Genomic DNA, 21,132 nt, shown 5'->3' with positions numbered 1-21,132 from the left:
ATGACCGGAACGCAGGTGCAGGGCATCGTCAGCAGCGTCGAGCGTGCCACGCGCGCCCTGCAGACGGCGATCGACAGTGCAGCCGATGCGGGCGGCGGTCGCGTGAGCGTCGCCTCCGGACTGCACGAGGTCGGTGCTCTGCGCCTGCGTTCCCATGTGGAGCTGCATCTGGAGGCAGGGGCCGTGCTGCGCTTCGTCCCCGACCCGATCCTGTATCCGCCGGTGACAGCACGCTGGGAGGGCGCAGCCGCGATCATCCACTCTCCGTGCCTCTACGCACGGGACGCCGTTGGCGTCTCGATCACCGGGCGGGGCGAGATCGACGGCGGCGGCTCGCGGTGGTGGGCGGCGTTCCGCACGGGTGATCTGGCCTACCCCCGCCCGACACTGATCGGGCTGCATGGATGCTCGCGAGTCGACATCGCAGACCTCACGCTGCGCGACTCCCCGGCCTGGACGGTGCACCCGCTGCTCTGCGACGACGTGCGGATCACCGGCATCCGCATCATCAACCCGCCCGACTCCCCCAACACCGACGGCATCGACCCCGAGTCGAGCCGCAACGTGCGCATCAGCGACTGCCACATCGACGTGGGCGACGACTGCATCGCCATCAAGGCCGGCAGCGAGCATTCCCTCGACCGGGTGCCCTGCGAGAACATCACGATCACGAACTGCACGATGGCCCATGGGCACGGTGGCGTCGTGATCGGCAGCGAGATGTCGGGCGGCGTCCGCGGCGTCGTGGTCTCGAACTGCGTGTTCCAGGACACCGATCGCGGCATCCGCATCAAATCGCGTCGAGGTCGCGGCGGCACTGTGACCGACGTGCGGGTCTCCAACATCGTTATGGACCGCGTGATGTGTCCGTTCGCCATCAACCCCTTCTACTTCTGCGGGCCTGGCGGCACGCTGCCGATCGTGGCCGATCGCACCCCGCAGCCGGTCGGCGAGGGCACTCCACGGCTGCGCGGCATCCACTTGTCGCACATCACCGCGACAAATGTGCAGTCCTGCGCCGCGTTCCTCTCCGGCCTGCCCGAGGCTCCGCTCGATGACGTCACGCTCGACGACGTGAGCATCGCTTTCGCCCCTGATGCTGAGCCTGCCGCCGCAGACATGGCCGACGGCATCCCCGCGACGGCCGCGGCCGGGATCCAGGCGCAGTTCACCACCGGCCTGCGCATCTCAGGGCTTCGACTCCATGGCGCCATCGGCCCTGAATTGGTCGCCGACGACACCGTGCAGGTGACGAGATGACCGCATCGACAATGACCCAGACGCACGTCACAGCCCCTTTCCGGCGACGCGCGGAGCTCATCATCGCCGGCATCGGCCTTGCGGCCTCCGCCACGCTGCAGGGCGGGTTCGCCCTCGTCGTCGCACGCAGCGACGACGACGCGCTGGAGAGCACGATCCTCCCGGCATTGCGCAGCGCCGGACTCGATCCGACCGGTGCCGACCTCCACATCGCGCTCAACACGCTCGCCGCCTGGTTCGGCTTCTCCTTCATCATGGTCGCCCTCTGCACCGCGATCGGCGTGTTCTTCGCGCGGCTCCGCCCGCGCCGTCGAGCGACAGGCTGGTGGTTCCTCGCGGCGGGTCTCGCCTGCCTGCTGGGAACGCAGTTCGTGCTGTACCCCGTCGCCTTCTTCTTCTTTCTCGCCGCCGCGCTTTTCGCGGTGCGCACCCCCACCCCTCGGAGTTCGTCATGACCAGCACCGCGCCTGCCCACATCGATGACGCGACCATCCCGATCCGTATCCGCCAGGTCGCCCGCAAGCGCAGGTCGATCACGCCCGGCCGCCGCGTCTTCATGGTGATCAACGCCGTGATCCTGACCGCGTTCGCGCTGGCGTGCCTGCTGCCTTTCGTGAACGTGCTGGCAAGCTCCCTGGCGACGCCGGGAGAGCTGGCGACGCGGCCGTTCATCCTGTGGCCGGAGACGTTCTCCCTCGACGCGTACCGGTACATCCTGTCGACGCCGACGATCTTCCGCGCCCTCGGCGTATCGGCGATCGTCACGTTCGGCGGCACGCTGATCAGCCTGATCCTCACGGCTTTCATGGCGTATGCGCTGTCGAAGAAGCACCTGAAGGGCCGCAGGGTGATCAACTTCCTCGTCCTGTTCACGATGCTGTTCTCCGGCGGCATGATCCCGACGTTCATCGTCGTGAAGAACCTCGGCCTGATCGACTCGCTGTGGTCGCTGATCATCCCTGTCGCCATCAACGCGTTCAATTTCGTGATCATGCGCAGCTTCTTCCAGGGCATTCCGGAGAGCCTCGAGGAGGCGGCTCGGATCGACGGATGCAGCGAGCTCGGTGTCTTCTGGCGGATCGTGCTGCCGCTGTCGCTGGCCTCGATCGCGACGATCGGATTGTTCTATGCCGTGTACTACTGGAACACCTACCAGAACGCTGTTCTGTACATCAACAGCTCCGAGAAGTGGCCGATCCAGGTGCTGCTGCGCCAGATCGTGATCGTGGCGAGCGGCATGAACGCCGACGACTCGGCGGTCGACGTGGTGCCGCCTGCGCAGTCCGTGCGCATGGCCGTGATCTTCGTCGCCACGCTGCCGATGCTCATCGTCTACCCGTTCGTGCAGCGGTACTTCGTGAAGGGCGCGCTGGTCGGGTCGATCAAGGGCTGATCGCGACCGAGCATCCTGCGCTCACGACCGACTCGGCCGGCGGTGAGACGGCGAGTCGGTCAGTGCGTCACCGCTCGGCCTTCAGCCGTCGGGCGACGGATGCCGGATCGACGGGCGGCCGATCGAGGACCGCGACCCGCAGGTCGAGGCGCAGCCGCTCGCCGGCCGCGAGCATCCGTCTGCCTGTCACGGCGACGGCCGGCCCGAATCCGACGTACCCCTCCGTTCGCACGAACCAGGGCATGTCGTCGTTGTCCGTGGCTGCGACCAACGATGCATCGGGGCCGTCGATCGCCAGCCAGGGCGACAGCGAGCCGTGCGCGGCATCCGCCCCTTCGCCATCCGCACAGCGCACGCGCGCCGTCAAGAACGGCGTCCGCCAGAAGATCCCGCCGTAGAAGGCGCCGTCGCGCCCGTTCGTCTGCGGACTGCCGAAGCTGACCGCCCCATGCCCGGCGATCAGCTCGCTGCTCCACCGCACGTCGATCCCGTCGTCGCCCTCGCGCACCGAGATCGTGCGCCGCTCGTCGAGCAGCAGACTCCCGTCCGGGCCCACCCAGTCCAGCAGCTCCATGGCGCCTTCCGCGCCGGTCTGCCGGGAGCGCACCGCCTGCCGCCCGTGATTCGACAGCAGCACAGAGCCCTCGCCGAGCACGAACGTACGTCCGCCCCAGAAGCTCACCCCGTTCACATCGGCGATCGCCGCGCTCACCCCGAGGTGGTGCGGATGGTCATCCGGCCCCACGTCCGTGGCGGCCACGGCGCCTTTCGTCATCACCGTGAGGTACGGCCGCGGAGACCGTTGCGGGTCGACGTCCGCGCCGTCGTGATAGCGGATGCGGGCAGCAACCGCTGAGAGCTCGTCGACGCTCACGACGACGCCCTGGTGCTCGCTCTGATCGCCAGCTCGGGCAGGAACATCATCGGCTCGCGGATCGGGTCATCGGTCATCTCGGCACGCAGCACTTCCCAGATGTGCGCGCCGATCTCGGCCAGTCGCGAGGTCATCGTGGTCAGCGACGGCGAGGAGAAGCGCGAGAACGGGATGTCGTCGAACCCGGCCACCGAGATCTCACCCGGCACCGGGATCCCCTCTTCGGAGAGTCGGCCGAGGAGACCGAGCGCGACGACGTCGTTGTAGGCGATCACAGCGGTCGCACCTGTCGCGCGCAGCGCCGGCCACGCATCGTAGCCGTCTTCGAAGGAGTGTCCGCACGGCACATCGATGATCTCGACGCCGGGTTCCGCGGTGCGCAGATCCTTGAGGCCACGCTCGCGCTCCCAGTTCGCGCGCGCATAGGTGGGACCGGCGAGGAACGCGATACGGCGATGGCCGAGCTCCATCAGATGGCGAGCGAGCAGCAGGATCCCCTCGTAGTAGTCGATCAGCACCGAGCCGGCGTTCTTGCCGGTGGTGCGGTTGAACACCACGACCGGGGAGACGCGCGGCAGCAGCTGCAGCAGGTTCTCTCTGGTCATGCGAGGCGAGAACAGCGCGACGGCGTCGGTACGATCGCGGAGGTCTCTGGCGAGCTCAGGCTCGGCGTCCGCGTCTTCGAAGGCATCCGTTACGACCACGTGATAGCCGTCCTGCGCGGCCGCGCTGTTGAACCCGTGCAGCACCTGGTGGAACATCGGGTTGCCGAGGTCGGGCAGCAGGACCCCCACCGTGCGGCTCGCGCCGAGCGACAACGACCGGGCGGTCTGGCTCGGCGTGTATCCGAGTTCCTTGATCACCGCGCGGACCCGCTCTGCGATCTCCTCGTTCACGGTGCTGACCCCGTTGACGACGCGCGACACGGTCGCCTTCGAGACGCCGGCGACCCTCGCGATGTCGTTGATGGTCGTCTCGCGGGTGGGCGTGGTTCGTGCGCGTTTCGCGGTCATGGTCATCTCTCCCGCACGTCGATGGTGAAGTCGGCGAATCGTCCGATCGCCTCGGGTGCACCGTGCGGACTCGCGGCGAACAGCGAGAGCGCGGCACCGACCCAGTCTCCCTCGACCGCCGTGAACTGCGGGTCGACCGAGGCCGCGTCGACCGTGAAGCGCACCCGCGCCTCGGCATCGACATCGACCGTGACCCGCACCCGTGATCCGGCCACGGGTATCGTTGCGATCACGCGTTCGCTCCGATCGTCTCGGGTGCGCACCGCGACGACCGCCTCGACCCCCGCGTCCGTCCGTCTGACGCCGGCCCAGGCGTAATCGCGCCCGAGCACCGCGATCCCCGCGCGACCCCCCGGCGGCGAGGTCTCCAACGCCACCTCGATCTGCGCGCTGCACGGCTGGCCGGGAAGGCTCTGCGAGAGCACGCGGGGCAGGGTGCGCACACTGCCGCCGTCGGGGCTCGATCGAAGACCCAGCCCCGGGCCGCGGCCGACCACGGCGTGCGGATCGGGGCGCGCCTCCCACTGCCACTGAGCGCCGGGCCACCCGCCCGCGAAATCGTCGGACAGGGCGAGCGTGCGCGAGTGCTGGGCCGTGCCGAAGGGAGACGGATGCCGCAGCACCGGCTGCCCGGCGCCTGCGCTCACTGCCTCGCCCATCATCGGCCACCCGTCGGCGGCCCACGCCATCGGCTGCAGATGCAGCACCCGGCCGTGTACCCCGCGGTCCTGGAAGTGCAAGAACCAGTCGCCGCCGCGGCCGTCGTCGACCCAGGCGCCCTGATGCGGCCCGTTCACCGGTGTATCCCCCTGCGCGAGCGTGATCCGATGCTCGTAAGGCCCGTAGGGCGTTGGCGCACGGAACACGCTCTGCCACCCCGTTGAGACGCCCCCGGCGGGGGCGAAGATCCAGTACTCCCCTTCACGCTTGTAGAACTTGGGGCCCTCGAGGGTGGTGATGCCGCCGGCCAGATCGCCGTCGATCACGTCGACGGCGGGGCCGAGCGGATGCCGCAACGCGGCATCCACCGGCATCACGGTGATCACGTTCTTGCGGCCGGCGCGCGAATGCGCCCAGGCGTGCACAATATAGGCACTGCCGTCGTCGTCCCACAGCGGACACGGGTCGATGATGCCGAGTCCTGGCAGCAGCAGGTGCGGCTCGGTCCAGGGCCCGGCGGGGTCGGATGCGGTGACCACGAACACTCCCTGATCGGGGTCGGGGTAGACGACGCGGAAGAGCCCGTCGTGATGACGGATCGACGGCGCCCACACGCCGCCGCCGTGCCGGGGCTGCGCGAACCATGCGGTCGGGGTGCCGCCTTCGAGTGCAAACCCGACGCGCTCCCAGGTGATCAGGTCGTCCGACGCGAAGATCGGCAGCCCGGGAGCACGGTGAAAGCTCGACGCCACGAGGTAGAAGCGGTCTCCGACGCGGATGGCGTCGGGATCGGGGACATCGGCATCGATGATCGGGTTGCGATAGGTGCTCGCGTCGTCGACGAGTTTCATCTCGCTCAAGGTAGTCGAGAAACCGGTTCCTGTCCACGCGACCGCGCGGCGGCCACCGTCACACCCCGAAGGGTGGCTTCCGCAGAACGGCACTCCCTGCTACGCTGAGAAAACGTTTCCTGATACCTGGAGCAATGATGCCGAAGACCCGTTACGCCCTCGCCGGCGCCGGTCACCGCGCGCAGCTGTACGTCGGCGCGATCGTCGGTGAGCACCGCGAACGAGCCGAGCTCGTCGCGATCGTCGAGCCGAACCCGGTGCGCGCCGAGCACTACGCGCGACTCGTCGCCGACGCGGGCGCCGCAGCGCCACGGCTCGCCGGCCCGGACGAACTCGAAGCCGTGATCAGCGAGGAGCGCGTCGACCGGGTCATCATCTGCTCGCGCGACGACCTGCACGCCGAGCTCATCGTCCGATCCCTCGAGGCCGGGGTCGACGTCGTGGTCGAGAAGCCCCTGACGATCGACGCCCCCAGCGCCGCCCGCATCGAAGAGGCGGTCGCACGCACCGGCCGGAAGGTCGTGCTGACCTTCAACTACCGCTACTCGCCCCGCAACAGCGCCCTTCGGCAGGTGATCCAGGACGGCACGATCGGAGACGTGACCTCCATCGACTTCTCCTGGGTGCTCGACACGAACCACGGCGCCGACTACTTCCGCCGCTGGCACCGCGAGAAGAAGAACTCGGGCGGACTGCTCGTGCACAAGTCGAGCCATCACTTCGACCTGGTGAACTGGTGGATCCGTTCTCAGCCGACGCGCGTGTACGCCTCCGGCGGCCTGCGCTTCTACGGCGCCGAGAACGCGAGGGCTCGCGGTCTCGGCGCACGCCCCGAGCGCGGTACGCACGACGGCGGCGATGCGTTCGAGCTCGACCTGCGCACCGACGAGCGCCTGAAGGCCCTGTACCTCGATGCAGAGCAGCACGACGGCTACCGCCGCGACCTCGACGTCTTCAGCGAGGGCATCACGATCGAGGACAACCTCGCCCTCGTCGTCGACTACGCCTCCGGCGCCACGCTCTCCTACTCGCTCAACGCGCACTCCCCCTGGGAGGGCTACCGTGTCGCCGTCAACGGCACGCTCGGCCGCGTCGAGCTCGAGGTCGTCGAACGCGCAGCGGTGCTCACGGGCGAGGGCCTGCACCCTCGGATCGACCCCAGCCTGTCCGGTCACGAGGGCACGGCGGGCCTGCGCTCCGAGGGGGAACGACTCATCGTGCAGAGGCACTGGGAGTCCGCCTACGAGGTGCCGATCGACGGCGGAGCAGGCGGACACGGCGGCGGCGACGCCCTGCTGCTCTCCGACGTCTTCGAAGGGCCGGGCGACGACCCGCTCGGCCGGCCGGCCGACTGGACCGACGGCATCCGCTCGATCTCGGTCGGCATCGCCGGCAACCGCTCGCTCGAGACCGGGCTCCCTGTCGACATCGCCGATCTCGGCATCTCCCTGGAGACTTCCCGATGAGGATCGTCGTCACTGGTGGCTCTGGACGCCTCGGCCGGTCTCTCGTGAACGGACTCGCGGATGCCGGGCATGAGCTCGTCTCGATCGACCGGGCCCCGACCGCACAGCTCGAACGAGACGGCGTCACCCAGGTCTCCGCCGATCTCTCGGATGCGGATGCCGCGACATCCGCCCTGGCCGACAGCCGGGCCGACGCGCTCATCCATCTCGCCGCGATCGCGGTGCCGTTCAGCGCCCCGGAGGATGTGATCCTCCGCACCAACGCCGGACTCGCCCAGGCCGTGCTCGGTGGTGCAGTGCAGGCGGGCGTCCGTCGCATCGTGGCCGCGTCCAGCCCGACCGTGATCGGCTACGGCTGCCCGCGCGGTTGGACCCCCGAGCGCCTCCCCCTCGACGAGACATCGCCCACGCTGCCCTGGAACGCCTACGGGCTGTCGAAGCTGCTGATCGAGCAGACGGCGGCCATGCTGCAGCGGCAGACCGCAGGCGACGTGCGCTTCGCGTCGTTCCGCCCCTGCTACGTGATCGCCCCGGAGGAGTGGGCGGGCGCGCCCACCCAGCAGGGCCACACCGTTCAGCAGAGACTCGACGATCCGGCGCTGTCGGCGCCAGCGCTGTTCAACTACGTCGACGCGCGCGATGTCGCCTCCTTCGCCGACACCCTACTGGCCGGCCTCGATGAGATCCCGAACGGCGAGGTGTTCTTCGTCGGCGCCGACGACGCGCTCGCCCGCGAGCCGCTGAGCGAGCTGCTGCCGCGGTTCCACCCCGGCACGGCGCACGCGGCGGCAGAGCTCACCGGATCGTCTCCCGCGTTCTCCTCCGCCAAGGCCGCGCGGCTGCTCGGCTGGCGCCCCGCCCGCAACTGGCGCGACGAACTCGCTCACCCCTCTGCTCCGGTCGCAAACCTGGTCGGCTCTGACCGAGATTGAGAACCAGGTTCGCGACCTGAACCCGCTGAAACGAATGAAAGGCACGGCTGTGAACTTCGATGGCATCCTGTTCTTCCCCGTTACACCGTTCGGGGGCGACGGCACGATCGATCATGACGTGCTCGCCCGGCATGTGACCACGGGGGTGGATGCAGGCGCGGGCGGCGTCTTCCCCGCCTGCGGCACGGGCGAGTTCCATGCGCTCTCCGCCACCGAGGCGATCGCCGTGACGCGAACGGCCACCGCGACGGTGGGCGGGCGCGTTCCGGTGCTCGCCGGTGCCGGTGGCTCGCTCGGCCACGCGATCGAGGTCGCCGGGGGCGCGGCGGATGCCGGAGCCGACGGGCTGCTCGTGCTGCCGCCCTACCTCGTCGGAGGCACGCAGGCCGGGCTCGTCGCCTACATCGAGCAGATCGCCGCGGCATCCGAGCTCCCGGTGATCATCTACCACCGCGGCACCGCGCAGTACGCCGTCGACACGGTGCGCCGCCTCGCCGAGAATCCGCGGGTGGTGGGTTTCAAGGACGGCACGGGAGACGTCGGCGTCACCCAGCTCATCGTGCGCGCGGTGGCCGAGACCGGCCGCGAGGACTTCGCGTTCTTCAACGGCCTGCTCACGGCAGAGCTCACACAGGCCGCGTACCGCGGGATCGGCGTGCCCCTGTACTCCTCTGCGGCTTTCGCCATGGCGCCGGACATCGCGAACGCCTACTACCGCGCATACTCCTCGGGCGATGAGGATGCCCGGCTGCGACTGCTCGACGGCTTCTACCGGCCGCTGGTGACGCTGCGTGATGAAACCCCTGGATTCGGTGTCTCGCTGATCAAGGCGGGGCTACGGATCGGAGGGCTCGACGTGGGATCGGTGCGCGCTCCGCTCGTCGACCCGTCACCCGAGCAGGAGGCCCGCCTCGCCGAGATCCTCGCCGCCGGACGTGCGCTGCTGTGACCACGATCGAGCGGCTCGAGACGCGGCGGCAGCGCGTGGCGCTGACCCGCCCGTGGGGGCCGTCGCACTCCGCCTCTGGCGGCGCCCCGTCGGGCGCTCAGGTCGACGCCGTCACCGTCATCGCCACCCGGGTCACCCGCAGCGACGGCGTTCAGGGTCACGGCTTCTCCTGGACCCCGCAGATCGGGGCGAGCGCCGTCCACGCGCTGCTCGACGACGAGATCATCCCCGCGGCGATCGGACGCTCGGCCGTGCCAGGCGAGAGCTGGGACGGGCTCTGGGCCCACCTGCATGAGGCGGGCGGCGGAGGCATCACGACGATCGCGCTCGCGGGTCTCGACCTCGCCCTGTGGGACGCGCAGGCGCGCGCCGCAGGAACCTCCGTGTCGCAGCTCATCGGCCGCCGCCGTGACAGCATCCGCGCCTACGGCTCCGGCGTGAACCTGCACTACAGCGAGGACGAACTCGTCGCCCAGGTGCGACGCTGGGTCGCAGCCGGCTTCGACGCCGTGAAGATCAAGGTCGGCAAGCCCGATATCGCCGAAGACCTCGATCGCCTCGCCGCCGTGCGCGAGGTGCTGGGGCCCGACCGCGCGCTGATGATCGACGCGAACCAGCGCTGGAGCCTCACCCAGGCGACGGATGCCGTCACCGCCCTCGCCGTGCACGATCTCACCTGGATCGAGGAGCCGCTGCGCGCCGACGACCTCCTCGGACACACCGAGCTCGCCCGCCGCATCGATGTGCCGATCGCGGTCGGCGAGAACCTCCACACGGCGTACCGCTTCGCGGAGTTCCTGCAGGCGGACGCAGCGCAGGTGGTGCAGCCGAACATCATCCGCGTGGGCGGCATCACCCCGTTCCTGCGCATCGCCGCCGTCGCCGCCGATGCGGGCGCAGCCGTGCACCCGCACCTGCTGCCAGAGCTCTCGGGCCAGCTCGCCCTCACCCTGCCGGGCGACCCGTGGGCAGAGGACGTGGAGGACGCCGGCTTCGGCGACCTCGGCGCCCTCGCCGACCCTTCACCCGTGACGATCCGCGACGGACGTCTCAGCGAGAACCCGCACCCGGGTCTCGGCATCCGTTTCACCGCCTTCGAGAAGGAGACCCCATGACGAGCACTGCAGACGTCGATGCGATCGTGAGCGCGGCCGCCGCGGCCGCCCCCGTCTGGCGCCGTTCCACCGGCAGCGAACGGGCGTCCTGGTTGCGCGCCGCCGCCGATGCGATCGACGCCGAGGTCGCAGAACTCGTCGCGATCGCCGACGAGGAGACCCGGCTGGGCGTGCCGCGGCTCACGGGCGAAGTCGCCCGCACGAGCGGTCAGCTGCGCCTGTTCGCCTCCGTCGTCGAGGAGGGCTCGTATCTCGAGCTGACCATCGACGATGCCGATGCCTCGGCCGCACCCCCTCGCCCCGAGCTGCGGCGCATGCTCACCGCGCTGGGCCCGGTCGCGGTGTTCTCGGCATCCAACTTCCCGTTCGCCTTCTCGGTCGCCGGTGGCGACACCGCCTCCGCTCTCGCCGCGGGCAATCCCGTGATCGTGAAGGCGCATTCCGGTCACCCGCGCCTCTCCGTCCGCACCGCCGAGATCGTCGCCGCAGCCCTGGAGGCCGCGGGCGCCCCGTCCGGCTCCCTCGCCCTCATCGAGGGGCGCGAAGCAGGCAACGCCCTCGTCCAGCATCCGCTCGTCAAGGCGGCCGGCTTCACCGGCTCGGTCGCCGGCGGTCGCGCGCTGTTCGACCTGGCCTCAGCCCGCCCCGAGCCGATCCCGTTCTACGGCGAGCTGGGCAGCATCAACCCCGTCGTCGTGACACCCGGCGCTGCCGCGGCCCGCGGCGAGGCGCTCGCGCAGGGTCTGGTCGGCTCGTTCACGCTCGGCGTCGGCCAGTTCTGCACCAAGCCAGGGGTCGTCTTCGTGCCGGAGGGTCTCGGATTCGAGGATGCCGTCGCCGCGGCCGTGCCCGCAGCGTCCGGCGGGCCGCTGCTCACCGATCGCATCACCGCCGCCTTCCCCGAGGGGCTCGCGCGGCTGGAGACGGACGCCTCCGTCGCGGTCGTCGCGACGGGTGTCGAGGTCAGCGGGGTGCGGCCAGTGGTCCTCGCCACCGACGCCCGCGCCGTGGCCGAGCGTCCGGAAGCACTGCTGGAGGAATGCTTCGGGCCGGTGACCCTGCTCGTGCGCTACAGCTCGGAGGACGAGCTGCACGCGGCTCTCGCCGTCGTGCCAGGCAGCCTCACCGCGACCCTGCACGCCGAGGAGGGCGAAGACGTCGCCGAGACGCTCGAGCTGCTGCAGGAGCGCGCCGGTCGCGTGCTGTTCGCCGGCTGGCCCACCGGCGTCGCGGTGACCTGGTCGCAGCACCACGGCGGTCCGTGGCCGGCGACGACGTCGCTGCACACCTCGGTGGGGGCGACGGCGATCCGCCGGTTCCTGCGGCCCATCGCCTTCCAGGACGCCCCGGAGCGGCTGCTGCCCGAGGCGCTGCGCGACGCCTCTCTCGCCCGTCTCCCGCACCGCCGCAACGGCGTGCTGACCGTCCCGGCATCCCGCTGATCGAAGAGCTGGCCACGGCGCTCGCGTCGCGGCAGCGCTGAGTGGGGGCGGATGCTGCGGCATCCGCCCCCGCTCAGCGCACGTTGCCGTTCGAGCAGGTGGTCTGCGCGGCCGACGTCCCCTTGATGTTCTCGGGAAGGGCCACCACGCCGTCCGGCGTCGCTGTGGGATCAGCGGTGGCTGAGGGATCGACGGGTTCGCCCGTCGCCGTCGTGCCGGGGTCGGTCACCACGACGCCGTCGTTCTCGGTGTTCTCGTGCGTGATCTGCAACTGCGCGTTCTGGTTGATCGCGTCCCACATCGCGGCGGCGGACGCCTCGTCGGCCACCACCCTGTTGGGGTTGTCCGGGTCGGCGAAGGTCGGGTACTGCAGGAACACGATGTCCTCGAACGCCACCGACTTCACCGCGAGGCCGATCTGCACGATCGTCATCGGGTTGGCCAGCGACGTGCTGGTCTCGAGGTTGTCGACCGCGGTGGTGGCGAGCTTCAGCATCACGGGGACGTTGCTCAGGGTGTCGCTGCTGATGAGCTTCTTGGCGAGGTTCGACATGTACTGCTGCTGGTTGCCGATGCGGCCGAGGTCGCTGCCGTCGCCGACACCGTGCCGGGTGCGCAGGAACTGCAGCGCCTCGAGCCCCTGCAGCGTGTGCGTGCCGGCAGCCAGATCGAGCCCGGTGTGGCGGTCCTTGATCGGGTTCGCGAGGCACACGTCCACGCCGCCGATGGCGTTGGTGATCTCGATCACCCCGCCGAAGGTGACGGATGCCGCGAACTGCACCTCCTGGTCGGTGAGCTCGGAGATCGTCTTCACCACGCAGCTGAGCCCTGCATCGCTGTAGGCGACGTTGAGCTGCTGCTTGCTCATGGCCGAGTGCGTGTTGCCCTCTTCGTCCTTGCACTCGGGGATGGGCAGCATGAGGTCGCGGGGGAAGCTCACCGCGGTGATGCGACGCGGCTCGTCGGAGACGTGAACGAGCAGGTTCACGTCGTTGAGGGTGCCCTTGGAGTCGGCGCCCGTGCAGCGATCGCCGAAGTACTGCTTGTACTCGTCCTCACAGGTGTCGACGCCGGTGAGCACGAGGTTGAAGCCGCCCTCGTAGGCACTGATGTCCGGCGGGACCTCTTCCTGGCCCTCGATCTCGACGGCGTTCGCGCTGACGGTGCTGCCGAAGTCGTAGGCGATGTACCCGGCCACGGCGACGCCGCTGACGAGGAGCACCGACAGGCCGATCGCGAAGAGCTTCAGGAGCTGACCGAGCGGACCTGGGGTGCGCAGCTGACCGTGACGCGCGATGGTGCGCCGGCGGGTGTTCTGACTCACTCGGGGCCTTTCGGTTCGGCGATCGATGCGGGGACATCGCGCCAAGGGCGGGTGGCGGAGGGTAAGGGATTCGAACCCTTGAGACATTTCTGCCCACTGGTTTTCAAGACCAGCTCCATCGGCCGCTCGGACAACCCTCCCGACAGACGGATCTGCCGACAAGCCGTGAGTCTAGCCGAGTTCTATTCTCCCGCGCTGACCTGGGCGGGCGCTGGAAGCGTGTTCAGAGCCCGCGCGAGCCCGCCGTCGACGACATCGTCTGTCACCTCGCCGGCGGCGGCCTTCACCTCGGCGGGGGCCTGACCCATCGCCACCGCGCGGCCGCCGAGGGCGCGAGCCCAGCCGAACATGCCGATGTCGTTGCGACCGTCGCCGGCCACGAGCACCCGCCCGTCGTCGAGGCCGAGCTGCGAGCGCACGAGCTCGAGCGCCGTGCCCTTGTCGACGCCGTTCGGCGCGATGTCGAGCCAGGCGGTCCAGCCGATCGCGTACGACACCTCGTTGAGACCAGCATCCGCCACCAACCGGTGGAAGTCCGCCTCGTCGTGGCCGGGCGAGGCAACGACGATGCGCGAGACCGGCTCGTCGGCGAGCTCGTCGAAGGCGACCTGGCGTCCGCCGTCGAGCGTCCAGTCGTCGAGGTGCTTCGTGTACAGACGCTGGCCAGAGGCGAGCTCGACCATGTAGCGCGCATCGGGAAGCCGATCGTGCAGCAGTGCGAGCACGGGAGACGGGTCGAAGGTCTCGATGTTCCAGCGCAGCCATTCGCCGCCGACGCGGCGCATGGTGACGGCGCCGTTCGAGCAGACGACGAACTCAGGCGTGAGGTCGAGCTCCTCGACCCAGCGCTGCGTCGCCATCCAGCTGCGACCGGTCGCGATCGTGACGATGTGCCCCGCCGCCTGCAGGCGTGCGACGGCCTCCGGCACGCCGGGGCTCATCGTCTCGTCCTGCTGCAGGATCGTGCCGTCGACGTCGAGGCCGACGAGCCAGGGAGCGGTCGCTGGCATCGCCGCCGCCGTCACAGGGCGCCCTGAGCCCGTCGAACGACGGGCTCCAGCTCCTCGAGACCGCCGAGGTACGGGCGCAGCACCTCTGGTACGCGCACCGAGCCGTCCTCCTGCTGGTGCGTCTCGAGCAGCGCCACGATCCAGCGGGTGGTCGCGAGCGTGCCGTTGAGCGTGGCGACGGGGGCGGTCTTGCCGCCGTCCTCCGGCCGGAACCGCACGTCCAGGCGCCTCGCCTGGTACGTCGTGCAGTTCGACGTCGAGGTCAGCTCGCGGAACGCGCCCTGGGTGGGCACCCAGGCCTCGATGTCGTACTTGCGGGCAGCGCTGGAGCCCAGGTCTCCCGCGGCGACGTCGATCACGCGGTAGGCGAGTCCGAGCGCGGTGAGCATCTCCTCCTGCATAGCGACGAGGCGCAGGTGCTCGGCCTCGGCCTCCTCGGGGGTGGTGTAGACGAACATCTCCAGCTTGTTGAACTGGTGCACGCGGATGATGCCGCGGGTGTCCTTACCGTAGGAGCCCGCCTCGCTGCGATAGCACGTCGACCAGCCCGCGTAGCGCAGGGCGCCCTGGGAGAGATCGAGGATCTCGTCCTTGTGGTAACCGGCCAGCGGCACCTCGCTGGTGCCGACGAGATAGAGGTCCTCCTTGCCGAGGTGGTAGACCTCGTCGGCGTGCTCGCCGAGGAATCCCGTTCCCTGCATGATCTCCGGACGCACCAGGGTGGGGACGATCATCGGCGTGAAGCCGTTGCGCAGCGCCTTGTCGAGCGCGAGGTTCATCAGCGCGATCTCGAGCCGGGCGCCGATCCCGGTGAGGAAGTAGAAGCGGGAACCGGAGACCTTGGCGCCGCGCTCCATGTCGATCGCCCCGAGGAGTTCGCCGATCTCGAGATGATCGCGCGGCTCGAACCCGAACGCGGGCACCTCGCCCACGCGGCGCAGCTCGACGAAGTCCTCCTCGCCGCCGGCCGGGACGCCGTCGATGACGATGTTCTCGATCGCGGCGAGCGCAGCGGATGCCGTCTCCGCCGCCTCATTGGCCGCCTGCTGCGCCTGCTTCACACGGTCGGCGAGCTCCTTGGCCTGGGCGACGAGGGCCGCCTTCTCCTCCTTGGGGGCCTTCGCGACCTGCTTGCCGAAGGCGTTCTGCTCGGCGCGCAGCTCCTCGAAGGCGGCGAGCGCCGCACGACGCGATCGGTCGGCCTCCACAGCCGCATCGACGCTCGCCTGGTCGTTGCCACGGGCGGCCTGTGAGCGGCGGACGATCTCGGGGTTGTCACGAAGCAGTGCGAGGTCGATCATCCACCGATTCTACCGGCGCTAAAGTTGGCGACATGACGACGCTTCCCCGGCCCCGCCCGCAGGCGGCGCTCGTCTACAACCCCATCAAGGTCGACGAGAAGAAGCTGCGCGCACTGGTGCGCCAGGCCAGCCGCGAGGCTGGTTGGGAGCATCCGGCGTTCTATCCGACGACCGTCCTCGACGCCGGCCGGGCGGTGACCGCCGAGGCGATCGAGCGCGGCGTGGCGGTCGTCATGGTCGCCGGCGGTGACGGCACCGTGCGCGCCGTGGCGGAGGCGATGGCGGGCACCGGGATTCCGCTCGCCATCATCCCCAGCGGCACCGGCAACCTCCTCGCCCGCAACCTCGGCCTGCCGCTCAGCGCTCCCGAGACGATGATCAGCGCGGCTCTCGGCGGAGCCCGGCATCCGATCGACATCGGCTGGGCCGAGATCACGCGCGCGGGCGGCGCGCGCTCCGAGCACGCGTTCGTCGTGCTCGCCGGCATCGGGCTGGATGCCGACATGATCGCGAACACGCGCTCCGACCTGAAGAAGACCGTCGGCTGGATCGCCTACGTCGACGGCGCCGCGCGATCGCTGGCCAAGGCGCAGGCGTTCCGCGCGGTGTACCAGGTCGATACAGAGCGGATGCACACGGCGAAGGTGCACAGCATCCTCTTCGCCAACTGCGGCACGCTCCCGGCGGGCATCGAGCTCGTGCCAGACGCCTCGGTCACCGACGGCAAGCTCGACGTCGCCGTCATCCAGGCGACCGGCGTCTTCGGCTGGCTGAACGTGTGGCGCAAGATCTGGTGGGACAACTCGGTGCTGCGGCGCAGCCGCGTCGGCCGCATGGCGCTCAAGCACCGCGGCCGCAACGCCGCGGTGAAGTACTTCCACGGCACGGTCGCCGAGGCCGCAGCGACCACGCCGACGCCCGTGCAGATCGACGGCGACGAGTTCGGCGAGGGGCTGCGCATGACGTGCCGCGTCGACCCCGACGCCCTGCTCATCGCCCTGCCTGCGACGCACCCGCTCGCTACTGCAGCGCCGAGGTGAGCCGGGCGAGGTTGTCGAGCACCGTGGAGCGCAACGGCTGCTGCATCCACTCCTGAAGCGTCAGCTCGCGGCTCAGTGAGCGGTACTGCGCCTCGACCCCGCGCATCTCGGCGACGAACTCCTCACCGCGCACGAGCATCGACACCTCGAGGTTCAGGCCGAACGAGCGCATGTCCATGTTGCTCGAGCCGATGACAGCGACCTGCTCGTCGATCGTCAGGCTCTTGGTGTGCAGGATGAAGGGCTTGCGGTACATCCAGATGCGCACGCCGGCCTTGAGCAGCGCCTCGTAGTAGCTGCGCTGCGCGTGGTAGACCATCGCCTGGTCGCCCTCCTCCGAGACGAACAGCTCCACCTCGACGCCGCGGTCGACGGCGGTCGTGACCGCGAGCAGCAGCGCTTCGTCCGGCACGAAGTACGGGCTCACGATCATGATCTTCTCCTTGGCCGCGTAGAGCAGCCCGAGGAAGAGGCGCAGGTTGTTCTCGACTTCGAAACCGGGGCCGGAGGGGATGACCTGGCAGTCCAGGTCGCCCGTGCCTGGACTTGCGGAGGCGATGTCGATCTCCTCGAGGATGTCGTCGGTCTCGCTGTACCAGTCGGCCACGAAGATCGCGTTCACGCTCAGCACGACAGGCCCGTCGATGCGCACCATGAGGTCGACCCAGTGCAGGCCGCGCGCGATGTTCTTGGGCAGGTTGTACGTCGAGTCGGTGATGTTCTGCGAGCCGAGGAAGGCCACGGTGCCATCGACCACGAGGAGCTTGCGGTGATTGCGCAGATCGGGGCGCTGCATCCGCCCCTTCAGCGGCTGCACCGGCAGCATGAGGTGCCAGTCGGCGCCCATCGCGTCGAGGCGCTCCGTCGTCTGCCGGTAGCGCGGCTTCCACCGGTTCGCCCAATGATCCAGCAGCACCCGCACGGTCACGCCCCGGGCGGAGACCTCTTCGAGCGCGCGGAAGAAGTCGTCGGTCGAGGCGTCGGACTGCAGAATGTAGAACTCCACGTGCACGTACTGGGTGGCTTTGCGGATCTCCGCGGCCATCGCGTCGAGCGACTCCTGGTATTCGGAGATCAGCTTCGCGCCGTTGTCGCCGGAGATCGGCAGGGCGCCGAGACGCTGGTTCATCTCGACCAGCGGCCCGAACCATGCGGGGGCATCCGGTCGCAGCGTGCCGAAGTGCAGCTGCTCGCTCGCCTCGTGGATGTAGCCGTTGATCTGGTCCTGCTTGCGCCGCCGGGCTCGCGGCAGCCGGGGGTTGCCGATGAGCAGGAACAGGAAGACGCCGATGAAGGGCAGGAAGAAGATCGCGAGCAGCCACGCCATCGCGGAGGTGGGGCGCCGGTTGCGCGGGATGACGATGATCGCCGTGATGCGGAACACGAGGTCGATCGCCGCGAGCACCCCGGCGAGCCACAGGCCCCAGGTCTCGGCGTTCATTGCTGACCTCTCCGCGAATCGGTGCCGCCATCGCGGCGAGCGCCCTGGCTACACAGTAACCGATGCCGCAGACACCGCTCAGTCGCGGGGAGGCAGGCCTCGCGCGGCGCGCTCCTCGGCTTCGATCCGCGCGTGCACGCGACGCTCGGTGCGGTCGAAGCGCAGGATCCCTCGGAGCACGAAGTAGAACACGGCGCACACGGCGGCGGTCGGCAGGATCGACCAGGCGGCGGCGAGCCAGAAGTTGTCCATGTCCCCATGCTACGCGAGCGACTCTCACTGCACATTCGGAGCACGGCCCCGCAGCCCTGTGGAATCGTCCCACGCGCACGCGCCGGCGCGCACACTCTCGACATGACCACGATTCTCAAGGCATCCGATTCCGCCGAGTTCCTCGGCATCATCCCCGCCCTCGCGGGCTTCGCACCGACCAGCAGCCTCGTGCTGCTGCCCTTCCACGGCAAGCGCACCTACGGCGCGCTGCGGCTCGATCTCCCCGACGACGAGTGCGACGCCGAGTACGCCGACACCGCCGTCGGCCTCGTGACGAAGGTGGACGATGCCGATGCCGTCGCCGTCGTCGTCTACGTCGATGACGTCCCGCAGTCCACGCACGACGGGCTGGTGCTTCCGCGCCTCGGCCTCGTCGACGACGTCCTCGCTGCGGTGAAGGAGGCCGGCCTACGCCTCGTCGATGCGCTGTGCGTGATGCCGCACGGGTGGGCGAGCTATCTCGAGGACGATCCAGAGCTGCTGCCGCTGCCCGAGGCGCACGCCGCCGCCCGCGACCATGCCGCCCGTGATCAGCGCGCCGGTGCAGGGCTCCCCCTGGCCGATCTCGCCGAGAAGGAGAGGGTGGGCCGCGCGGTGCGCGACCTCGACGCCGTGCTCGATCGCGACGGCGGCGGACGGCTCGACGGCAGTGAGAACCCGCAGGCGCTGGCCGCGCTCACGCTGCTGGAGGACATGACATGGTTCTTCGAATCGCTGCTGGAGGACCCCGCCGAGCAGCCGCCGTTCGTCACCGCCGCGCTGCTGTGGTGCCTGCACCGCCCGATCCTCCGCGACGTGGCGCTGCTGCAGTGGGCGACCTCGTACGCCGGCGGCGAACAGGCCTTCGACGAGCAGCTCGACATGAGCACGTGCGGCGGCCTGTACGAGACCGAGCTCAACGCGGTGATGATCGGCCGCGGTCCGCGTCCCGACCCCGCCCGGCTCGAACGCGCGCTCGAGATCGTGCGGCTCGCCGCCGCACGCGCTCCGCGGGCGATGCGCGCGGGTCCCCTGACCCTCGCCGCGTGGTTCTCGTGGGCGCTGGGCCGCTCGACGCACGCCGGCGTCTATCTCGCTCTCGTCCGGGAGATCGACCCCGGCTACGGGCTCGCCGGTCTCATCCGCACCGTCATCGACGCGGGGATGCTGCCGGAATGGGTCTTCCGGCGCGGGCCGCGGTACGAGTGAGCGACTACTTGACGAGCGGGAAGAGGATCGTCTCGCGGATGCCGAGGCCGGTGATCGCCATGAGCAGGCGGTCGATGCCCATGCCCATGCCCCCGGACGGCGGCATCGCGTGCTCGAGAGCCCGCAGGAACTCCTCGTCGATCGGCATCGCCTCGACGTCGCCGCGCGCGGCGAGCTTCGCCTGCTCGACGAAGCGCTCGCGCTGGATGACCGGGTCGACGAGCTCGGAGTACCCCGTGGCCAGCTCGAAGCCGCGCACGTACAGGTCCCACTTCTCCACGACGCCCGCGATCGAGCGGTGCTCGCGCACGAGGGGCGACGTGTCGACGGGGAAGTCCATCACGAACGTCGGGCGCACGAGGTCGCCCTTCACGAAGTGCTCCCACAGCTCCTCGACGAGCTTGCCGTGCGTGGCCTGCGGCGGCAGGTCGACGCCGCTCTCTTCGGCGAACGCAATGAGGTCCTCGACCGGATCCTGCGGGGTGATCGTGCGCCCTGACGCGGCGGAGAGCGACTCGTACATCGAGATGCGGTCCCACTCGCCGCCGAGGTCGTACTCGGTGCCGTCCGCCCAGGTGACGGTGGTGGAGCCCGCCACCGCGATCGCGGCGTTCTGCACGAGCTCCTGGGTGAGGGCGGCCATCTGGTTGTAGTCGCCGTACGCCTGGTAGGCCTCGAGCATCGCGAACTCCGGGCTGTGCGTGGAGTCGGCGCCCTCGTTGCGGAAGTTGCGGTTGATCTCGAACACCCGCTCGATGCCGCCGACGACGGCGCGCTTCAGGTACAGCTCTGGTGCGATGCGCAGGTAGAGCTCGGTGTCGAAGGCGTTCGAGTGCGTGATGAACGGACGAGCGGATGCTCCGCCGTGCTGCACCTGCAGCATCGGTGTCTCGACCTCGAGGTAGTCGTGGCTTGTGAAGGTGGAGCGCAGGCTCGCGTTCACGGCGGCGCGGGCGCGCACCGTGGTGCGGGCCTGCTCGCGGACGATGAGGTCGAGGTAGCGGCTGCGCACGCGGCTCTCCTCGCTGAGCTCGGCGTAGGCGTTCGGCAGCGGCAGGATCGCCTTCGAGGCGATCTTCCAGTCGTCAGCCATGATCGACAGCTCGCCGCGACGGCTGGAGATGACCTCGCCGTGCACGAAGACGTGATCGCCCAGGTCGACGTACTCCTTCCAGTCGGCGAGCGACTCCTCGCCGACGTTCGCGAGGGAGATCATCGCCTGGATGCGCGCGCCGTCGCCGGCCTGCAGGGTGGCGAAGCAGAGCTTGCCAGTGTTGCGGCTGAACACGACGCGACCGGCGACGCCGGCCATGACGCCGGTCTCGGCGCCCGCTTCGAGCTCGCCGTACTCGGCGCGCAGCGCCGGGATGGTGTGCGTGACCGGCACGCTCACCGGGAAGGCGCCGCCGCCGGCATCCGTCCGCTTCGCGATGAGGCGCTCGCGCTTGGCCAGACGCACGGCCTTCTGCTCGTGAACGTCTTCTTCGGGGGATTCGGGCGCGACGAACGCGTCAGTCATGTGCGGGGCTCCTTGAAAGTCGCCTCCAGTTTACCGAGGCCGAACTCACAGCCCCGACTCGGGTTCCGTCTGTCGGCCCGA

19 protein-coding genes and 1 tRNA gene are annotated in these 21,132 nt (G+C 69.7%); 10 read left to right on the top strand and 10 right to left on the bottom strand.

Features of this window, described 5'->3' with window-relative positions; all coding sequences use genetic code 11:
- From QM568_RS11925 to QM568_RS11915, 3 genes are read left to right on the top strand one after another with little or no spacing between them, the layout of a single operon-like run.
- Nucleotides 1–1,260: a glycoside hydrolase family 28 protein gene (locus QM568_RS11925; protein WP_415139087.1), complete on the top strand. Its 1,260-nt coding sequence runs from the start codon at nt 1–3 to the stop codon at nt 1,258–1,260.
- Entirely contained in the window at nt 1,257–1,715 is a 459-nt protein-coding gene (locus tag QM568_RS11920; RefSeq protein ID WP_415139085.1) for a hypothetical protein, read from the top strand. Before QM568_RS11925 ends, QM568_RS11920 begins: the two co-directional genes overlap by 4 nt.
- Nucleotides 1,712–2,653: a carbohydrate ABC transporter permease gene (locus QM568_RS11915; RefSeq protein ID WP_415139083.1), complete on the top strand. Its 942-nt coding sequence runs from the start codon at nt 1,712–1,714 to the stop codon at nt 2,651–2,653. Before QM568_RS11920 ends, QM568_RS11915 begins: the two co-directional genes overlap by 4 nt.
- Nucleotides 2,654–2,720: 67 nt before the next feature.
- Here QM568_RS11915 and QM568_RS11910 read toward each other — a convergent pair whose 3' ends face one another.
- From QM568_RS11910 to QM568_RS11900, 3 genes are read right to left on the bottom strand one after another with little or no spacing between them, the layout of a single operon-like run.
- The gene (locus QM568_RS11910) at nt 2,721–3,527 is read right to left on the bottom strand and encodes a DUF6807 family protein (RefSeq protein WP_415139081.1); all 807 of its coding nucleotides are present in this window, start codon (nt 3,525–3,527) and stop codon (nt 2,721–2,723) included.
- Nucleotides 3,524–4,540: a LacI family DNA-binding transcriptional regulator gene (locus tag QM568_RS11905; protein WP_415139079.1), complete on the bottom strand. Its 1,017-nt coding sequence runs from the start codon at nt 4,538–4,540 to the stop codon at nt 3,524–3,526. Before QM568_RS11905 ends, QM568_RS11910 begins: the two co-directional genes overlap by 4 nt.
- A 2-nt stretch (nt 4,541–4,542) precedes the next feature.
- The gene (locus tag QM568_RS11900) at nt 4,543–6,051 is read right to left on the bottom strand and encodes a family 43 glycosylhydrolase (protein ID WP_415139077.1); all 1,509 of its coding nucleotides are present in this window, start codon (nt 6,049–6,051) and stop codon (nt 4,543–4,545) included.
- A 137-nt stretch (nt 6,052–6,188) separates the two neighbouring features.
- Here QM568_RS11900 and QM568_RS11895 point away from each other — a divergent pair, with 137 nt between their 5' ends.
- Genes QM568_RS11895 through QM568_RS11875 form a run of 5 tightly spaced genes read left to right on the top strand, consistent with a single transcriptional unit; the run spans nt 6,189 to nt 11,955 of the window.
- Nucleotides 6,189–7,517 carry a Gfo/Idh/MocA family protein gene (locus tag QM568_RS11895; RefSeq protein WP_415139075.1) on the top strand — a complete coding sequence of 443 codons (1,329 nt, stop codon included), beginning with the start codon at nt 6,189–6,191 and terminating at the stop codon, nt 7,515–7,517.
- Nucleotides 7,514–8,449 (top strand): NAD-dependent epimerase/dehydratase family protein, encoded by a 936-nt coding sequence (locus QM568_RS11890; RefSeq protein WP_415139073.1) that lies wholly within the window; start codon nt 7,514–7,516, stop codon nt 8,447–8,449. Before QM568_RS11895 ends, QM568_RS11890 begins: the two co-directional genes overlap by 4 nt.
- 49 nt (nt 8,450–8,498) lie before the next feature.
- Entirely contained in the window at nt 8,499–9,398 is a 900-nt protein-coding gene (locus QM568_RS11885; protein ID WP_415139070.1) for a 5-dehydro-4-deoxyglucarate dehydratase, read from the top strand.
- The gene (locus tag QM568_RS11880) at nt 9,395–10,513 is read left to right on the top strand and encodes a mandelate racemase/muconate lactonizing enzyme family protein (protein ID WP_415139068.1); all 1,119 of its coding nucleotides are present in this window, start codon (nt 9,395–9,397) and stop codon (nt 10,511–10,513) included. Before QM568_RS11885 ends, QM568_RS11880 begins: the two co-directional genes overlap by 4 nt.
- Entirely contained in the window at nt 10,510–11,955 is a 1,446-nt protein-coding gene (locus tag QM568_RS11875) for an aldehyde dehydrogenase (NADP(+)) (RefSeq protein ID WP_415139066.1), read from the top strand. The genes QM568_RS11880 and QM568_RS11875 overlap by 4 nt, the downstream gene beginning before the upstream one ends.
- 73 nt (nt 11,956–12,028) lie before the next feature.
- Here the strand turns inward: QM568_RS11875 and QM568_RS11870 are convergent, their stop codons facing one another.
- The 4 genes from QM568_RS11870 to serS form a co-directional block, all read right to left on the bottom strand.
- Entirely contained in the window at nt 12,029–13,279 is a 1,251-nt protein-coding gene (locus QM568_RS11870) for an LCP family protein (RefSeq protein ID WP_415139064.1), read from the bottom strand.
- A 52-nt stretch (nt 13,280–13,331) separates the two neighbouring features.
- Nucleotides 13,332–13,419, bottom strand: a tRNA-Ser gene (locus QM568_RS11865).
- A 42-nt stretch (nt 13,420–13,461) separates the two neighbouring features.
- On the bottom strand, nt 13,462–14,289 hold the full coding sequence (locus QM568_RS11860) for an HAD family hydrolase (protein WP_415139062.1): 828 nt from the start codon (nt 14,287–14,289) through the stop codon (nt 13,462–13,464).
- Between the two features lie 11 nt (nt 14,290–14,300).
- On the bottom strand, nt 14,301–15,590 hold the full coding sequence (gene serS / locus QM568_RS11855; protein WP_415139060.1) for a serine--tRNA ligase: 1,290 nt from the start codon (nt 15,588–15,590) through the stop codon (nt 14,301–14,303).
- Between the two features lie 32 nt (nt 15,591–15,622).
- On the opposite strand from serS, the gene QM568_RS11850 reads away from it, so the two are divergent.
- Complete coding sequence (locus tag QM568_RS11850) at nt 15,623–16,630, top strand: diacylglycerol/lipid kinase family protein (RefSeq protein ID WP_415139058.1); 1,008 nt, start codon at nt 15,623–15,625, stop codon at nt 16,628–16,630.
- Here the strand turns inward: QM568_RS11850 and cls are convergent.
- The gene (cls, locus tag QM568_RS11845) at nt 16,611–18,071 is read right to left on the bottom strand and encodes a cardiolipin synthase (protein ID WP_415139056.1); all 1,461 of its coding nucleotides are present in this window, start codon (nt 18,069–18,071) and stop codon (nt 16,611–16,613) included. The genes QM568_RS11850 and cls overlap by 20 nt on opposite strands.
- Nucleotides 18,072–18,149: 78 nt before the next feature.
- Complete coding sequence (locus tag QM568_RS11840) at nt 18,150–18,323, bottom strand: hypothetical protein (protein ID WP_415139054.1); 174 nt, start codon at nt 18,321–18,323, stop codon at nt 18,150–18,152.
- Nucleotides 18,324–18,425: 102 nt separating this feature from the next.
- Between QM568_RS11840 and QM568_RS11835 the strand changes: the two genes are divergently transcribed.
- The gene (locus tag QM568_RS11835; RefSeq protein WP_415139052.1) at nt 18,426–19,532 is read left to right on the top strand and encodes a DUF4192 family protein; all 1,107 of its coding nucleotides are present in this window, start codon (nt 18,426–18,428) and stop codon (nt 19,530–19,532) included.
- Nucleotides 19,533–19,536: 4 nt separating this feature from the next.
- Here QM568_RS11835 and lysS read toward each other — a convergent pair whose 3' ends face one another.
- Complete coding sequence (gene lysS / locus QM568_RS11830; protein WP_415139050.1) at nt 19,537–21,051, bottom strand: lysine--tRNA ligase; 1,515 nt, start codon at nt 21,049–21,051, stop codon at nt 19,537–19,539.
- Nucleotides 21,052–21,132: the final 81 nt, after the last annotated feature.

This window comes from Microbacterium sp. (assembly GCF_047607465.1).
In the GTDB taxonomy this organism is placed as follows: Bacteria; Actinomycetota; Actinomycetes; order Actinomycetales; family Microbacteriaceae; genus Microbacterium.
This window is presented reverse-complemented; position numbering and strand designations above follow the sequence as displayed.

Excerpts from the sequence above, each read along its gene's own strand:
- QM568_RS11925 (WP_415139087.1), top strand. The coding sequence starts at position 1 with ATGACCGGAACGCAGGTGCAGGGCATCGTCAGCAGCGTCGAGCGTGCC.
- QM568_RS11920 (WP_415139085.1), top strand. The coding sequence starts at position 1,257 with ATGACCGCATCGACAATGACCCAGACGCACGTCACAGCCCCTTTCCGG.
- QM568_RS11915 (WP_415139083.1), top strand. The coding sequence starts at position 1,712 with ATGACCAGCACCGCGCCTGCCCACATCGATGACGCGACCATCCCGATC.
- QM568_RS11905 (WP_415139079.1), bottom strand. The coding sequence starts at position 4,540 with ATGACCGCGAAACGCGCACGAACCACGCCCACCCGCGAGACGACCATC.
- QM568_RS11900 (WP_415139077.1), bottom strand. The coding sequence starts at position 6,051 with ATGAAACTCGTCGACGACGCGAGCACCTATCGCAACCCGATCATCGAT.
- QM568_RS11895 (WP_415139075.1), top strand. The coding sequence starts at position 6,189 with ATGCCGAAGACCCGTTACGCCCTCGCCGGCGCCGGTCACCGCGCGCAG.
- QM568_RS11890 (WP_415139073.1), top strand. The coding sequence starts at position 7,514 with ATGAGGATCGTCGTCACTGGTGGCTCTGGACGCCTCGGCCGGTCTCTC.
- QM568_RS11875 (WP_415139066.1), top strand. The coding sequence starts at position 10,510 with ATGACGAGCACTGCAGACGTCGATGCGATCGTGAGCGCGGCCGCCGCG.
- QM568_RS11860 (WP_415139062.1), bottom strand. The coding sequence starts at position 14,289 with ATGCCAGCGACCGCTCCCTGGCTCGTCGGCCTCGACGTCGACGGCACG.
- serS (WP_415139060.1), bottom strand. The coding sequence starts at position 15,590 with ATGATCGACCTCGCACTGCTTCGTGACAACCCCGAGATCGTCCGCCGC.
- QM568_RS11850 (WP_415139058.1), top strand. The coding sequence starts at position 15,623 with ATGACGACGCTTCCCCGGCCCCGCCCGCAGGCGGCGCTCGTCTACAAC.
- cls (WP_415139056.1), bottom strand. The coding sequence starts at position 18,071 with ATGAACGCCGAGACCTGGGGCCTGTGGCTCGCCGGGGTGCTCGCGGCG.
- QM568_RS11840 (WP_415139054.1), bottom strand. The coding sequence starts at position 18,323 with ATGGACAACTTCTGGCTCGCCGCCGCCTGGTCGATCCTGCCGACCGCC.
- QM568_RS11835 (WP_415139052.1), top strand. The coding sequence starts at position 18,426 with ATGACCACGATTCTCAAGGCATCCGATTCCGCCGAGTTCCTCGGCATC.
- lysS (WP_415139050.1), bottom strand. The coding sequence starts at position 21,051 with ATGACTGACGCGTTCGTCGCGCCCGAATCCCCCGAAGAAGACGTTCAC.